This window comes from Pseudoalteromonas sp. SCSIO_11900 (assembly GCF_000576475.1).
Taxonomy (GTDB): domain Bacteria; phylum Pseudomonadota; class Gammaproteobacteria; order Enterobacterales; family Alteromonadaceae; genus Pseudoalteromonas; species Pseudoalteromonas tetraodonis.
This window is the reverse complement of record NZ_KK070023.1, coordinates 570,844-586,845: the sequence shown is the minus strand read 5'-3', so window position 1 is coordinate 586,845 and position 16,002 is coordinate 570,844. Positions and strand designations below refer to the sequence as shown.

Here is a 16,002-nt window from a genome sequence, read left to right as displayed (position 1 = left end):
GCAACCGGTACCTACAGTTTTATTATTGATAGTGCGCAGCAGTTTGTTTCTATTCCTGCATTTAGAGATACGAATTTAGCCATGCTAAATTTTTCACAAGTTGTGAGTAAAGATAGCTCTTTACAGCCTTTAGTTAACGCCTTGAAAAATGAAGATAGACTCGTAGCAGAGTTTAGTTCTGGTGTCATAAAGGGGGATAGCTCAATTCTAGTGACATTCTCACTGCCGGAGCAAAAGTGGCGCTCCGGCGTGATAATTCCAACAGCGACTGCAAAAAAAGCAGCTAATACGCTGACATACTATTTGTATGGTTCATTCATTGTACTCATTGTTATATTTATATCGGCATTATTAGTCTTTGGTAAGCGATTAGTTGAGCAAATAGAGCAGACTTCGCCGCAAGTTAGGTCATTAATGCAAGGGCAAACTGATTCTAAATTACCAATATCGGGGGATGATGAAATGAGTCATCTTTGCGAAGCTATTAATGATTACGGTGATCATCTTATTAAAATTCTTGGGCTGATTAAAGAAAAGGCGGCCTCAGTAAAAAACAATGCTGAATCTATTGATAACTTGAGTAGTAATAGTCAGCAACGCGCACATGAACTAATGCAAGAAAATGAATTGTTAGCCACGGCTATCAATGAAATGTCGATAGCGGCTTCATCGGCATCAGAAGATATTGGTGGCGTTGCAGATATTACCGCTAAGTCATCAGATCTTGTAAACTCTGGATTTAATGTTATTGAACAAAACGCAGAATCTATCCAGCTGTTGTTCAATAAACTAACTGAGTCGTCCAATGCAATATCACAAATATCTGAAGATTCACAGCAGGTTGGTTCGGTATTAGATGTGATTATGAATATCTCTGAGCAAACTAATTTGCTTGCGCTTAATGCTGCTATTGAGGCTGCTCGTGCTGGTGATTCTGGAAGGGGGTTTGCGGTCGTTGCAGATGAAGTTAGAACACTGGCACAAAGAACACAACAATCAGCTGGTGAGATTGAAACCATGATAAGTCAGTTACAACAAGCGGCTGCAAAAGGAGTCTGTGTTATTCAAGAATGCCGAGAGTTCTCAGAAGTGGTCAATGATCGTTCAAATACAACACGCACGCAATATGAAAATATAGTTGATGCATTTAACGACATTAAAGGGCGCTCAGCAAGTATTGCCGTAGCCACTGAAGAACAGGCTCAAGTAACCGTCAATGTTAAAAAACTAGCGGAACGGATCCGAGAAATATCAGGACAAAATGCCGCCGATGCCGAAGATTTTAGAGAAGTAAGTAAAGCCTCTAATAGTCAAGCACAAAGGCTATACGACATTAGTCAGCAGTAACTCAATAAAAAAATCCAAGCAAGGCTTGGATTTTTTTATATAAATTTGTTTATTAATTTAAAATTGTGAGGATTTAAAAGTCTATCTATGAAGCTCGCCAGCTCTTTCTGGTTGATAAGTTACCTCTTTAATAGTTACTGTTATTAACCCACCGCCTGGCTTTGGCCATTCAATTTGATCTCCCTGTGAAAGGCCAAGTAATGCACTACCAACAGGGGCTAAAATTGATATTTTTTTGCCACTTGAGTCAATATTCTTCGGGTAAACAAGCGTTAAAGTAAATTCCTCACCTGTAGATTCAACAACAAAGTTCACTGTTGAATTCATGGTTACCACGGTTGAGGGAACTTCGTGTGGCTCAACGATGTTAGCCCTACCAAGTTCTGCTTCAAGTTCTTTTTCACCCGCAAAACTGTTCGCAGGTAACGATTCCATTAGCGCATACAATCGATCTGCATCCAGTGATGAGATGATTATTTCAGGTTTAGTATTCAACTTAATATCCTTAATCATGTTAAATAAAATTTACTCTGGGTATAGCTTGCAGGAACTCAGTTGCATTGGAATACACTGAGATAATTTTATTGTGCCTTAGTGAATTTATTTTATCTCTATTGCTAAAAACCCAGCCGAAGCTGGGTTTTTATTTGAGCTAAGTGTGTGAGGGGACGGTTTACATCATGCCGCCCATACCACCCATTCCGCCCATGCCACCCATATCAGGGGCACCAGCAGCTTCTTCTTTAGGGATTTCAGCAACCATTGCTTCGGTGGTGATCATTAGACCCGCAATCGAACCTGCAAATTGTAGTGCAGAGCGCGTTACTTTCGTTGGATCTAGGATACCCATTTCAAGCATGTCATTGTATTCGCCAGAGGCTGCGTTGTAACCGTAGTTACCTTCACCGCCTTTAACTGCGTTAATAACAACAGATGCTTCATCACCTGCGTTAGTTACGATTTGACGAAGTGGTGCTTCCATTGCACGAAGTGCAACTTTAATACCGTGGTTTTGGTCTTCGTTGTCGCCAAGTAGCTCAGCTAGCTTGCTAGCAGCACGTACTAGAGCAACACCACCACCAGGTACTACGCCTTCTTCAACCGCTGCACGAGTTGCATGTAATGCATCTTCAACACGGTCTTTTTTCTCTTTCATTTCAATTTCAGTCGCTGCACCTACTTTAATTACTGCAACACCGCCGGCAAGTTTAGCCATACGCTCTTGTAGTTTTTCTTTATCGTAGTCTGAAGTCGCTTCTTCAATTTGTGCTTTGATTTGAGCAACACGGCCGTTAATGCCTTCTTCTTCACCCGCACCATCAATGATAGTTGTATCATCTTTAGTGATTACTACGCGCTTAGCTGTACCTAGGTCTTCAATCGTTGCTTTTTCAAGCTCTAAGCCGATTTCTTCAGAGATAACAGTACCGCCAGTTAATACGGCAATATCTTGTAGCATTGCTTTACGACGGTCGCCAAAGCCAGGTGCTTTAACCGCAGACACTTTAACAATACCGCGCATGTTGTTAACTACTAAAGTAGCAAGTGCTTCGCCTTCTAGGTCTTCTGCGATGATGAGCAGAGGCTTGCTTGCTTTAGCAACAGCTTCTAATGTAGGTAGTAGCTCACGAATGTTAGATACTTTTTTATCTACCAGTAAAATGAATGGGTTGTCTAGCTCAACCGCGCCTTTTTCAGCGTTATTGATAAAGTACGGAGATAGGTAACCACGGTCAAACTGCATGCCTTCTACAACATCTAGTTCGTTCTCTAGTGATTGACCTTCTTCAACCGTAATAACACCTGTGTTACGGCCTACTTTTTCCATTGCTTGTGCAATGATATCGCCAATTTCTTTATCAGAGTTAGCTGAAATAGTACCTACTTGTGCAATCGCTTTAGTATCAGCACATGGTACAGATAGCGTTTTAAGTTCTTCTACTGCAGCGGTAATTGCTTTATCAATACCACGCTTAAGATCCATTGGGTTCATGCCTGCAGCAACTGCTTTAAGACCTTCGTTTACAATAGATTGTGCAAGTACAGTTGCGGTAGTCGTACCGTCACCCGCTGCATCATTTGCTTTAGATGCAACTTCTTTTACCATTTGTGCACCCATGTTTTCAAACTTGTCTTCAAGTTCGATTTCTTTCGCTACAGATACACCATCTTTAGTGATTACTGGAGAGCCAAATGATTTATCTAGTACTACGTTACGGCCTTTAGGACCTAATGTAACTTTTACTGCGTTTGCTAGGATATTTACGCCTGTTAGCATTTTAGCGCGTGCATCACCTGCAAAAAGTACTTCTTTTGCTGCCATCTTTAATTTCCTCTAAATTCTTAAATGTTTGTTAAACGAAAAGTAGGGTTAGCCTACAATGCCTAAAATGTTGTCTTCACGCATGATCAGGTACTCTTGACCTTCGATCTTTTCAGTTTTTTCAACATATGAGCCAAATAACACAGTGTCACCGGCTTTTACTTCTAAAGCTCTAACGTCACCGTTATCTAGAACGCGACCATTGCCAACAGCAATAACTTCTCCGCGAGTTGATTTTTCAGCTGCAGAGCCAGTTAATACAATACCGCCAGCAGACTTGGTTTCTTCTTCTAGACGCTTAACGATTACGCGATCTCGTAAAGGACGAATGTTCATGTTTTTAGTTCTCCTAACAGTTTCTGAACAGTACAGAAAAAAGCTTTTCTAATTTGCATTCATTAATGGGGGTGGAGTGAAAAATTCCAAGAGAAAAAATGATAAATTTTTAATCTTTTCGCTCGTATTCACCATCTATGGTTTTAGGGCGGTTTTCATTTTGCTCGTGATACATTGATTGGTGAGTTTGTGAAAACCCTGAAGTGCCAGTTTGATGCATGCTAGCGCTCATTCTTACAGTTGCTTGACTAGCAAGTCCTGCAGCTAATTTGTTACGAATAGCAGGGGTAAGGAGTAGTAAGCCAAATACATCTGTCATAATGCCGGGTGTTAATAAAAGTACCCCTGCAATAATTACGCAAATACCGGTAAATAATTCTTTAGCAGGCATTTGTCCTTGAGCCATTTGCACTTGTACGTTTTGTAGTGCGCCCATTCCTTGCTGTTTCACCATTTTCGCACCCACAATCGCGGTTAGTACCACTAAAGCGATTGTTGCGAAGCCACCTATCACGTCACTAACCTGAATTAGCAAGGCAATTTCAATAATTGGGATGATGATAAACAGCAAAAATAAAATTCTAAACATAAGACTCTCTAAAAAAATGACACTTATTAAGGTGCTAATGAAATATAAGTGAGGGTTGTCGGGTCTATTTTCAAGCTAATAAGAGTAAGTAATAAACTTTAATGTTAGTTGAGTTAACGGTAGCGGGTTTAAATCAATTTACTGCAAAGACCCAAAATGTAGACAGAGTTCGTGTCTACACATTGTACCCGCTATCAGCTACTATGGGGCTAGACCCCCGTAAACAAGTAAAGGTTCACTATGACAACGCAATTTAAACTTATTTTTACCACTTGCAAAAATAACGATGAAGCCCGTTTATTGGCTATGGCGCTAATTGAAAAGAAACTAGCCGCTTGTGTAAATATTTTACCGGCCATGACTTCTATTTACATATGGGAAGGTGAAGTAGCTGAAGCAACAGAAGTAAAGCTGCTAATTAAAACTAAGGCTGACAAAATGAACGATGTATTTTTAACCTTAAAAGATCTTCACAGCTACGAAGTACCAGAAATACAAGTTGTTGATGTAGCAACGGGTAACTTGGCTTACTTTAATTGGATGGACGAGGTGCTTCATTAATGCGCTTTATTTTATTTTTTTTATTAAGCGTATTAATGGCGCCTGCTTGGGCGGCACAAAATACCCTTGATGATTTTCTAAAACCGACTCAGCACACATTTTTACCGGTAAATGAAGCGTTTGTATTTGATTTTGACCAGCAAGGAAGTACGTTATTTGTTGGTTGGGATATCGCTAATGACTATTACCTATATAAAGATAAAATAGAAATTATTGCCAAAGGTGCCAGCATTGACGTGCCTGAGTTGGGCGCTGGTGAAATAATTGAAGATGAATTTTTTGGCAAAACTGAGGTGTTTTTTAATTCTCTTAGCGTTATCAGCAAACTAAGTAATGTAAGTGAAGATGGCGTTGTGAAGGTGCGTTATCAAGGCTGTGCAAAAGCAGGGCTGTGTTATCCACCTGAAATCATCAGCATTCCATTAAGTGTACTGGCAAGTGAAACTGATACTAATGACAATACCGCAGCAAGCAGTGCATTTGCAGCACTTAGCCAATCTGCAGAAAAACCAGCAACTGCATCAACACCTGATAAAGAGCTCACATTTACAGAGCAGTTAGCTAGCCAAAGCTTAATGGTTAACTTAGCTATTTTCTTTGCCGTGGGTGTGGGTCTGGCATTTACACCGTGTGTATTTCCGATGTTCCCTATTTTATCTAGCTTAATTGCGGGTCAAAAGAACCTGTCTACTAAAAAAGCATTTGCCCTATCATTTGTTTATATTCAAGGCATGGCGGTTACCTATGCAGCATTAGGGCTTGTGGTTGCTGCGTTAGGCGGACAAGTGCAAGGCTATTTACAGCATCCATATGTATTAATTAGCTTTAGCTTATTGTTTGTACTGCTGGCTATGTCGATGTTTGGTTGGTACGAAATAAAGTTACCCAGCCGCATGATGAACAAGCTAACCCAAGTGAGCAACAACCAAAAAGGCGGTAACTATATTGGGGTGTTCTTGATGGGGGTTTTATCAGGGCTTATTGCATCTCCTTGTACTACAGCGCCTTTATCAGCCGCATTATTATTTGTGGCACAAAGCGGCGATTACCTAGTAGGCGGGCTAACACTTTACGTACTGAGTTTAGGTATGGGGCTACCGCTATTATTATTAGGTACATCGGGAGGTAAGCTATTACCGAAAGCTGGCGGCTGGATGGAACAAGTCAAAACCTTATTTGGTTTTATTATGTTAGTTGTGCCACTTATTTTGCTAGAGCGCATTATAGATATTGAAATTATTATGCTTATGGCAGGCTTATTAGCTATCGCCACAGCGCTTTATTTCCATTATTGGCAAAGCGCTCAAGCACAAGGTAAATTAAAAACCTTATTGTGGTTTATGGCTGTTTTATTGCTGCTTACTGGCTTTAATTTAACCAAAAACTATTTTTGGCCAACACAAGCCGTGAGTTTACAAACAACCTCGCAAAACAATGAGTTTAAACAGGTTGCCAATTTAGCCGAGCTTAAACAAGCCGTATCACAAGCAAATAGCGAAGGGCGCATGGTTATGGTGGACTTATACGCCGACTGGTGTGTAGCGTGTAAAGAGTTTGAGCATTACACCTTTCCCGACCCGCAAGTACAAAGTGAGTTTAGCCATTATCAACTGATGCAAATTGACTTAACTCAAAGCGATAATGAAACAATTGAGCTAATGGAAGCATATTCAGTGTTTGGTTTACCGAGTATTTTATTCTTTAATACTCAAGGTGAAGAGCTAAGTGCACAACGTGTCACTGGCTTTTTAAATGCGGGTGATTTCGCTAAGCACCTTGCTGCAGTGCGTGCCAGCGCTGAATGACCATTCTATATGGCACAACATGATTGTTAATGTTGTGCCATTATTACCCCTCAAGATTTGTTCCCGAAATAGAGATTAGACCAGTATTTTGCTGCTATTTACTTCGAAATCACTATAATAGTTGGTTAACGTGAGAAATTGTTGCTATCTTACTTTTTTCAGCTTACTTTTTAGTGAAAACTTAGCTAGTAACCGCTTAACTCATTACTTATAGGATATATCGCGTATTATGGCTGCAAAATTAAAGATTTTAGTTATAAATGGCCCAAATTTAAACATGCTAGGAAAGCGTGAGCCCGATAAGTACGGTTCACACTCTTTAGAGCATATTATGAGCGATTTAAACAATGCTGCTAATAGTTTAGATGTGACGCTAACGCATTTTCAAAGTAATAGTGAGCAAGCGCTCATTGAACGCATTCATGATGCTTGGCAAGCGGTTGATTACATCATTATTAACCCTGCAGCATTTACGCACACAAGCGTCGCATTACGTGATGCATTGCTAAGCGTTGATATTCCGTTTTTTGAAGTGCACTTAAGTAATGTGCATGCACGTGAAACGTTTCGCCATCATTCTTATTTTTCTGATGTGGCGCAAGGCGTTATTTGTGGATTAGGTGCAATGGGCTATCACGCTGCTTTACATGCAGCGGTGAGCCGATTGCAAAACTCAAACTAAATTTAAACTAACAAACTAATAGGCGGGTCGTTTATGGATATTCGCAAGATCAAAAAACTAATTGAATTAGTAGAAGAATCAGGTATTGCAGAACTAGAAATCACTGAAGGTGAAGAATCAGTACGTATTAACCGTAACAACATGAGTGCCGGTCCTGCGTACGCGCAATTTGCTCCACAGCAATATGCTCCAACACCCGCTCCTGCGGCTGCACCAGCAGCACCAGCAGCACCTGTAGCAGAGTCTGAAGCACCAGCGGCAGGTCCTACAGGACACCAAGTTAAATCTCCTATGGTAGGTTCTTTTTACGCAGCAGCTTCTCCAGAAGCGCCAGCATATGTTGAAGTCGGTTCACAGGTTAAAGTTGGCGACACATTGTGTATCGTTGAAGCAATGAAAATGATGAACCAAATTGAGTCAGATAAAGCCGGTACAGTAAAAGCTATTTTAGTAGAAAACGGCGAGCCAGTAGAATTTGATCAACCTTTATTCATCATTGAATAATAGCGCAACGTAAAAGGCCAACTCTCATGTTAGATAAAGTAGTCATTGCAAACCGAGGTGAAATTGCACTTCGTATATTGCGCGCCTGCAAAGAGCTTGGGATCAAAACGGTTGCTGTGCATTCAACGGCGGATCGCGATCTTAAGCACGTATTACTAGCAGATGAAACCATCTGTATTGGTAAACCAGCAGCAACTGAAAGTTACTTAGACATTCCACGCATTATAGCCGCAGCTGAAATAACTGATGCGGTCGCTATTCACCCAGGTTATGGTTTTCTTGCTGAAAATGCAGACTTTGCAGACCAAGTTGAGCAAAGTGGCTTTGTTTTTATCGGTCCTCGTGGCGATACTATTCGTCTAATGGGCGATAAAGTATCGGCAATCGAAGCGATGCGTAAAGCGGGTGTTCCTTGTGTACCTGGCTCTGATGGTCCGGTATCGGATGATAAAGAACGCAACATGCAAATTGCTAAGCGTATTGGTTACCCAGTAATTATTAAAGCAGCTGGCGGCGGCGGTGGCCGCGGTATGCGTGTTGTTCGCAACGAAGCTGAGTTAATCAATTCAATTTCGCTTACGCAACAAGAAGCAAAGCAGTTCTTTGGCAACAGCATGGTTTACATGGAGAAATTCCTTGAAAACCCACGTCACATTGAAGTACAAGTATTGGCCGACGGTCAAGGCAATGCGGTTCACTTAGGTGAGCGTGATTGTTCAATGCAGCGTCGTCACCAAAAAGTAGTGGAAGAGGCGCCAGCACCAGGGATTACTGCAGAAGTACGTAAGTTCATTGGTGAGCGTTGTACACGCGCATGTATCGAAATTGGTTATCGTGGTGCGGGGACGTTTGAGTTCTTATACGAGAACGGTGAATTTTACTTCATTGAAATGAACACCCGTATTCAGGTTGAGCACCCAGTGACTGAAATGGTTACCGGTGTGGATTTAATCAAAGAGCAATTAAAAATTGCCGCTGGTCAGCCTTTATCATTCACTCAAGAAGATGTGGTTATTCGTGGCCATGCTATTGAGTGTCGTATTAATGCTGAAGACCCAGAAACCTTTATTCCATCACCTGGTAAAATTACCCGTTTTCATCCAGCTGGTGGTTTAGGTATTCGTTGGGACAGTCATATTTACGCTGATTACACGGTACCGCCACATTACGATTCTATGATTGGTAAGCTGATCACTTACGGTGAAAACCGTGATGTCGCTATCGCCCGAGCACGTAATGCACTTAATGAACTCGTTATCGATGGTATTAAAACCAATACGCCACTGCATAAACGTATTCTTGCAGATGAAAACTTCAAAAATGGTGGCACAAATATCCACTACCTTGAGAAGAAATTAGGGCTGTAAAGTTCATGCTAATTAAAAACCGGCTCAGGCCGGTTTTTTTATCTTTAAAAAAGAGGCAGTATCACCTTAAATAAATAATCTGGTATGATTAACAAATATGCGCTTTTCGTAAATTTTGAGGTAATCATGTCGTGTAGTTTTGATTTTCATTTAGTCGATGAAAATGCCACTGTTGCTATGGGTAATAAATTAGCTGCCATAATAGAACAGGGCGCAGTTATTTATTTGCATGGTGATTTGGGGGCCGGTAAAACGACATTTACTCGCGGTATAGTGCAAGGTTTTGGTCATACAGGTAAGGTTAAAAGTCCCACTTATACACTTGTTGAACCTTACGAGCTTGTGCGTGGCAATGTCTATCATTTTGACTTATACCGATTAGGTGACCCAGAAGAGCTTGAATTTATGGGAATTCGTGATTATTTTTCAGAAACGGCAACTTGTATTGTTGAGTGGCCGGAAAAAGGCGGAGAATTTATTCCTGTTCCCGATCTAAATGCTACGCTAAGTTATGTAGGTGATGAGCGTAAAATTGTTATTAACAGTGCTAGTGAGCGTGGTGTAGCAATTGTCGAAAAACTAAATAATAGATAATAAAATAGTTAAGGCAGTGATTATCAAAATGAGTCGTGGTTTAGTTAAACTTTTTATTTACCTCATGGTTTTTTTAGTGAGCTTGCCATTGTGGGCGCAAAACACTATTAATAGTGTGCGTGTCTGGCCATCACCTGATAGCACTCGGGTGGTGTTTGATCTCGACGATAAACCCGACTTCAGTTACTTTATGCTAAAAAACCCAAGTCGTTTAGTGGTTGATTTAGAAAGCACTGATGAATTAAAAACATTGCCAGGTGTGCCACCAAAACACCAAATTGTTAGCAAGTTACGCTATTCAAAACCTAAAAATAAACGCAGCGTGCGTTTAGTATTTGAATTAAATGGGCCAGTTAAACCGGTTATATTTGCACTTGCCCCCACAGGCCCTTATAAAAATAGGCTGGTGGTCGACTTATACGATAAAAGCCAATCAAAAGGGGCGGTTAGCCCGGCACAAACGGCGGCTAAAAAACGCCAGTTAAGCCAAGAGCGCGATATTGTAATTGCTATTGATGCAGGCCATGGTGGTGAAGACCCAGGTTCCATTGGCCCATCAGGTACTTACGAAAAAGACATCACTTTGCAAATTGCCAAGCGTTTAGAGCGCATGATTGATGCTGAGCGCGGTATGATTTCGCGTATGGTTCGTAGTGGCGATTACTTTGTTAAACTTAATACACGAACTAATCGCGCTCGCCAGAAAAAAGCCGATTTTTTTGTCTCTATTCATGCAGATGCGTTTACCAGCCCTGGGCCAAATGGTGCTTCTGTATGGGTGTTGTCGCTGCGACGTGCCAATTCGGAAATTGGTAAATGGATTGAGGATAAAGAAAAACACTCAGAGTTACTTGGCGGTGCTGCCGATGTAATTAAAGATACTGCAAATGAAAAGTACTTAGCACAAGCCTTGCTTGATATGTCGATGGATCATTCCATGAAAACAGGGCTAAGTGTTGCAGATGAAGTGATAAAAGAATTAAAAAAAGTAGCAAAAATGCACAAAAAGGCGCCGCAACATGCCAGCCTTGCAGTATTGAAGTCGCCAGATATTCCGTCTATTTTGGTTGAAACTGGGTTTATCTCTAATCCACGTGAAGAGCGACTGCTTAAAAGTGCCAATCATCAAGAGCGCTTAGCTAAAGCCATGTTTACCTCAATTAAAAATTACTATTTACGTAACCCGCCTGACGACTCACTGTTTGCGTCATTAAAGTCTCAATACCCAACAAAACATAAAGTACGCCCTGGTGAGTCACTGAGCATGTTGGCAGGTCGATATGGCGTGAGTATCAGTAAAATAAAACAAGTTAATAAGCTCAGTTCAAATACGCTATTTATTGGTCAGGAACTTGATATTCCTCAGAGTTAATTTTAAAAGCGCACACATTTAAGGTTGTTATGAGTATTGAAATATTACCTGCGCGCTTAGCAAACCAAATTGCGGCGGGTGAAGTTGTTGAGCGTCCCGCATCGGTGGTTAAAGAGTTAGTAGAAAACAGCCTTGATGCAGGCGCGACACGTATTCAAGTAGATATTGAACGCGGGGGCCACAAGTTAATTCGTATTCGCGACAATGGAGCGGGTATCGCAAAGGATGAGCTCACATTAGCGCTCTCTCGCCATGCAACCAGTAAACTCAAGTCCTTAGACGACCTAGAAAATATTTGTTCTCTTGGTTTTAGGGGCGAAGCCTTAGCATCTATTAGTTCGGTATCTCGCTTAACCTTAAGCTCTAAACCCGAAAATCAAGAAGCTGCGTGGCAAGCCTTTGCACAAGGCCGAGATATGGCCGTAGAGGTAAAGCCGGTTGCTCACCCTAGCGGTACCACAATTGAAGTTAAAGATTTATTTTTTAACACCCCAGCAAGACGTAAGTTTTTACGCACTGAAAAAACCGAATTTAGTCATATTGATGAGCTTATTAAGCGTATTGCGCTGAGCCGTTTTGATGTATCAATTACATTAACCCATAATGAAAAAGTGGTGCGCCAGTATCGTGCTAAAACTGATCCCGCTCAAGCGATTACGAGAGTCGCACAAGTGGCGGGTAAAGCGTTTGCAGAGCAAGGATTGCATATTCAATCGGGTGAGGCTGGGTTGCAACTACACGGTTGGGTATTGCCAGTTGGATCGGCTAATACTACTCAGTATACCTATGTAAATAATCGTATGATGCGCGACAAACTTATTCTGCATGCTATTCGCCAAGCATTTGAAGAGGTCAGTGGTGAGCAAGAACTTCCCGGATTTGTGATTTACATTGATATAGACCCACGCCAAGTGGATGTTAATGTGCACCCGGCAAAGCATGAGGTGCGCTTTCATCAAGGGCGCTTAGTACACGACTTTATTTTGCAAGCGATAAAACAAGTTGTTGTGCCCCTGCAAGCTGAGTTTGTTAATTCGCCAGCCGCTCATCATTCACCAGTTACATCGTTTAACCAAGAACACACTTCCAGTAGTGAACTTTTTGATTATCCTAAGTCGTCATTACAACCAAGTCATTCGCCATCTACAAGTAGTGCCTCTTATGGTGGCAGTCGTCAAGGTGGGGGTAGGCAGGTGCGTACTGAAAGCCAAAATTACCATGATGTGAATGCGTTTTATCAGGGCGTGAATGAGCAACAAGCGCAGCACTTTGATACTGCGGCAGCATTTGTACAATCTAATGAGACGCAAGTATCAGATACAGCACTGCGCACTGTCGATATAATAAGCATTGAAAAGGGCGTTTGCGTGTTCAACAATGAAAATCAACTTTATTGTTCACACTTCAAATACGCATTAGCGGATGATTGGCTTGCACAAATTAAAGAGCAAGGCAGCCTTGAGGGCAAAGCATTGTTATTACCCGTACGGGTCAATGTGTCAAAACAAGATACCGAACTGCTGGCTACGCAACAATCATGGTTTACTTTGCTTGGCTTTGAACTTTTAATTGAAAAACAATTTGTTATGGTTAAGAGGTTGCCTGTTTGCTTGTACTTACTTGACGTGAGTGCCGCAGTTGATGCCTTACTTGATGGGTGTAAAGCTCAGTTAGAAAGTATTGAACAGTGGCTAGCGTGGCAGGTAAATGTAATACCTGCACGCTTCTATGCCAGTAAAGCCTTTGCAGTACAGCAAACTCGCTTACAAAATAATGCGCAAACAATTGAACGTTTACGTGAAAAAGCAGTTAAAATAGATCTAAAGTCTTATCTAGCGCAATTAAATTAGGGTATTCGTGTTGAGTAATTTACCGGTCATATTTTTAATGGGCCCCACCGCTGCTGGTAAAACAGCATTGGCAATTTCACTGTGTGAGTATTTAAATACTGAAATTATCAGCGTTGATTCGGCACTGGTTTATAAAGGTATGGATATTGGTACCGCTAAACCGGATGCCGACGAACTAGCACGTGCACCCCATCACTTAATTGATTTACTCGACCCAAGCGAAACCTATTCAGTAGCTGATTTTAGACGCGATGCGATAGAAAAAATTGATAAATTTCATCAACAAGGTAAAGTGCCTGTACTGGTTGGAGGTACAATGATGTACTTTAAAGCCCTTATTGATGGGTTGTCGCCATTACCTGAGGCCGATGCAAACGTTAGAGCCGAACTAGAAACACAAGCTAAAGAGCATGGTTGGCCTTATTTATACAAAGAGCTGGTTAAAGTTGATCCGCAAGCCGCACAAAAGATGAGTGAAAATGATTCGCAGCGAATTAATCGTGCTTTGGAAGTTTACCGTATAACAGGTAAAACGATGACTGAATTGCAAAAGCAAAAGCAGCCAGCATTACCCTATACTTTTCATCAATTTGCAATTGCACCCGATGATCGCAGTGAATTACATCATCGAATTGAAGAAAGGTTTAAAATAATGATTGAACAGGGGTTTGAAAAAGAAGTTTCGACCCTATATCTACGTGAGGATTTACATCCCAATATGCCTTCTATTCGTTGTGTAGGTTATAGACAGATGTGGGATTACCTTGCGGGTGAAATTGATCATGATGAAATGATTTTTCGCGGCATTGCAGCCACACGCCAATTGGCTAAACGTCAATTAACGTGGTTAAGAAGCTGGCCTGATGTTACATGGTTAACAACCGGTGATGAAGAAAACTTGCATCGTGTAGTAAGTTCGCTAAGCTAGTAGTAGCTGGACAAAATTTAGCTTTGTTAAATCAGTTCAGCCACTTAATTATAATAACACCTAGAACGAAGGAATAATAACATGGCAAAAGGCCAATCGTTACAAGACCCATTTTTAAATGCATTACGCCGCGAGCGCATTCCAGTATCAATCTTTTTGGTAAATGGCATAAAATTACAAGGTAAAATTCAGTCATTTGACCAATTTGTAATTTTACTGGAAAACACTGTTAATCAAATGGTGTATAAACATGCAATTTCAACAGTTGTACCTGCACGCGCAGTCAACTTTCAAGGTGTACAGGGAAATGAAGACACCGAAGAAACTGAACCAGGAAACTTTTAAATTAGGAGCGTAATGCTTGTTTGACCGCTATGAATCTGGCGAACAGGCAATTTTAGTCCATATCGACTTACCTAAAGATGGGGATCGCGAAGATCTTCATGAATTAGAAATGTTGGTATCTTCTGCTGGTGTTAGTAGTTTGGCGGTTGTGCAAGGCAGCCGTCAAGCACCACATCCCAAACTATTTGTCGGTACCGGCAAAGCGGAAGAAATAGCTGAAATTGTCAAAATCCACAATGCCGATGTTGTCATTTTTAACCATCAGTTGAGCCCGTCTCAAGAACGAAATTTAGAGCGTGTTTGTCAATGTCGGGTACTTGATAGAACCACACTTATCCTTGATATTTTTGCTCAGCGCGCACGTACTCATGAAGGTAAACTTCAAGTTGAGTTAGCGCAGCTTCGTCATATGTCGACTCGTTTAATCCGAGGTTGGACCCACCTTGAACGCCAAAAAGGCGGTATTGGTTTACGTGGTCCTGGTGAAACGCAGTTAGAAACCGATCGACGTTTATTACGTGCGCGTATTAAAAATATACGCGCCCGTTTGGCTAAAGTTGGCGTACAACGTGAGCAAGGTAGACGAGCACGTACTCGTAATGAGATCCCAACGGTTTCTTTAGTGGGTTATACTAATGCGGGTAAATCAACCTTATTTAACCGTATTACAAATTCTGATGTGTATGCCGCTGATCAGTTGTTTGCAACACTAGACCCAACCTTACGCAAGTTAGATATTGGCGATGTTGGTTCGGTTATTTTAGCGGATACTGTAGGGTTTATTCGCCACTTACCGCATGACTTAGTGGCTGCATTTAAAGCAACGCTGACAGAAACGCGAGAGGCTGATTTACAATTACACGTGATTGATGTAGCCGACCCTCGTCGAAAAGAAAATATTGAACAAGTACAAGAAGTACTCAAAGAAATTGAAGCTGATGATGTACCGCAATTACTTGTATACAACAAAATTGATGCGCTGGATGATGTAACCCCACGTATTGATCGCGATGACGAAGGCCAACCTATAAGGGTATGGTTATCAGCAAAAACAGGTGAAGGTTGCGAGCTGCTAAGTGAGGCTATTAGTGACCTACTAGCTAAAAAGATGTTGAGTGAAACTTTACTACTGGCTCCTCAGTATGGACGTTTAAGAGCATCTTTATTTAACTTAAGTGCAGTACATAACGAACGTTTTGATGAGCAAGGTAATTGGTTGCTAGATGTGCGATTACCTATGATTGAGTGGAATCGTTTGATTAAAGATTTTGGCCCAGAGATTGAAAGTTTTATTAGCTGCGACTAAAAACTGAAAGATTAATGTCGGTTTTAGTATAAGAAATGCATAAGATTTGTTAGATTTAACACAATTTCCGAATTTATTTAGATAACAATGGAG

16 protein-coding genes are annotated in these 16,002 nt (G+C 41.2%); 12 read left to right on the top strand and 4 right to left on the bottom strand.

Annotated features, from left to right (window positions below; translation table 11 throughout):
• Positions 1-81: 81 nt before the first annotated feature.
• On the top strand, positions 82-1,347 hold the full coding sequence (locus BG00_RS02710; protein ID WP_445322873.1) for a methyl-accepting chemotaxis protein: 1,266 nt from the start codon (positions 82-84) through the stop codon (positions 1,345-1,347).
• 81 nt (positions 1,348-1,428) lie between these two features.
• On the opposite strand, the gene rnk is transcribed toward BG00_RS02710, so the two are convergent.
• From rnk to BG00_RS02690, 4 genes are all read right to left on the bottom strand, one after another.
• The gene (gene rnk, locus BG00_RS02705; RefSeq protein WP_036980394.1) at positions 1,429-1,842 is read right to left on the bottom strand and encodes a nucleoside diphosphate kinase regulator; all 414 of its coding nucleotides are present in this window, start codon (positions 1,840-1,842) and stop codon (positions 1,429-1,431) included.
• A 178-nt stretch (positions 1,843-2,020) separates the two neighbouring features.
• Positions 2,021-3,670, bottom strand: a complete 1,650-nt coding sequence (groL, locus tag BG00_RS02700; RefSeq protein WP_036980391.1) for a chaperonin GroEL — start codon at positions 3,668-3,670, stop codon at positions 2,021-2,023.
• Positions 3,671-3,718: 48 nt separating this feature from the next.
• Complete coding sequence (locus BG00_RS02695; RefSeq protein ID WP_036980388.1) at positions 3,719-4,006, bottom strand: co-chaperone GroES; 288 nt, start codon at positions 4,004-4,006, stop codon at positions 3,719-3,721.
• Between the two features lie 109 nt (positions 4,007-4,115).
• Positions 4,116-4,595, bottom strand: a complete 480-nt coding sequence (locus BG00_RS02690) for an FxsA family protein (protein ID WP_036980385.1) — start codon at positions 4,593-4,595, stop codon at positions 4,116-4,118.
• A 240-nt stretch (positions 4,596-4,835) separates the two neighbouring features.
• Between BG00_RS02690 and cutA the strand changes: the two genes are divergently transcribed.
• The 11 genes from cutA to hflX all read left to right on the top strand — a co-directional run bounded on the left by cutA (position 4,836) and on the right by hflX (position 15,909).
• Positions 4,836-5,156: a divalent-cation tolerance protein CutA gene (gene cutA, locus BG00_RS02685; protein WP_036980381.1), complete on the top strand. Its 321-nt coding sequence runs from the start codon at positions 4,836-4,838 to the stop codon at positions 5,154-5,156.
• The gene (locus BG00_RS02680; RefSeq protein WP_036980379.1) at positions 5,156-6,961 is read left to right on the top strand and encodes a protein-disulfide reductase DsbD; all 1,806 of its coding nucleotides are present in this window, start codon (positions 5,156-5,158) and stop codon (positions 6,959-6,961) included. The genes cutA and BG00_RS02680 overlap by 1 nt, the downstream gene beginning before the upstream one ends.
• A 229-nt stretch (positions 6,962-7,190) precedes the next feature.
• Positions 7,191-7,643 (top strand): type II 3-dehydroquinate dehydratase, encoded by a 453-nt coding sequence (gene aroQ / locus BG00_RS02675; RefSeq protein ID WP_036980376.1) that lies wholly within the window; start codon positions 7,191-7,193, stop codon positions 7,641-7,643.
• A gap of 33 nt (positions 7,644-7,676) precedes the next feature.
• On the top strand, positions 7,677-8,147 hold the full coding sequence (accB, locus tag BG00_RS02670; protein WP_036980374.1) for an acetyl-CoA carboxylase biotin carboxyl carrier protein: 471 nt from the start codon (positions 7,677-7,679) through the stop codon (positions 8,145-8,147).
• Positions 8,148-8,173: 26 nt separating this feature from the next.
• Positions 8,174-9,514, top strand: coding sequence for an acetyl-CoA carboxylase biotin carboxylase subunit (gene accC, locus BG00_RS02665; protein ID WP_010391679.1), 1,341 nt, complete (start codon positions 8,174-8,176; stop codon positions 9,512-9,514).
• A 126-nt stretch (positions 9,515-9,640) separates the two neighbouring features.
• Positions 9,641-10,108, top strand: a complete 468-nt coding sequence (gene tsaE, locus BG00_RS02660; RefSeq protein ID WP_013466030.1) for a tRNA (adenosine(37)-N6)-threonylcarbamoyltransferase complex ATPase subunit type 1 TsaE — start codon at positions 9,641-9,643, stop codon at positions 10,106-10,108.
• A 28-nt stretch (positions 10,109-10,136) separates the two neighbouring features.
• Entirely contained in the window at positions 10,137-11,480 is a 1,344-nt protein-coding gene (locus tag BG00_RS02655) for an N-acetylmuramoyl-L-alanine amidase (RefSeq protein ID WP_036980362.1), read from the top strand.
• Positions 11,481-11,509: 29 nt separating this feature from the next.
• On the top strand, positions 11,510-13,330 hold the full coding sequence (gene mutL, locus BG00_RS02650; protein ID WP_036980359.1) for a DNA mismatch repair endonuclease MutL: 1,821 nt from the start codon (positions 11,510-11,512) through the stop codon (positions 13,328-13,330).
• Between the two features lie 10 nt (positions 13,331-13,340).
• The gene (miaA, locus tag BG00_RS02645) at positions 13,341-14,258 is read left to right on the top strand and encodes a tRNA (adenosine(37)-N6)-dimethylallyltransferase MiaA (RefSeq protein ID WP_028835550.1); all 918 of its coding nucleotides are present in this window, start codon (positions 13,341-13,343) and stop codon (positions 14,256-14,258) included.
• An 81-nt stretch (positions 14,259-14,339) separates the two neighbouring features.
• Complete coding sequence (hfq, locus tag BG00_RS02640; protein WP_008113494.1) at positions 14,340-14,603, top strand: RNA chaperone Hfq; 264 nt, start codon at positions 14,340-14,342, stop codon at positions 14,601-14,603.
• 16 nt (positions 14,604-14,619) lie between these two features.
• On the top strand, positions 14,620-15,909 hold the full coding sequence (hflX, locus tag BG00_RS02635) for a ribosome rescue GTPase HflX (protein ID WP_036980358.1): 1,290 nt from the start codon (positions 14,620-14,622) through the stop codon (positions 15,907-15,909).
• Positions 15,910-16,002: the final 93 nt, after the last annotated feature.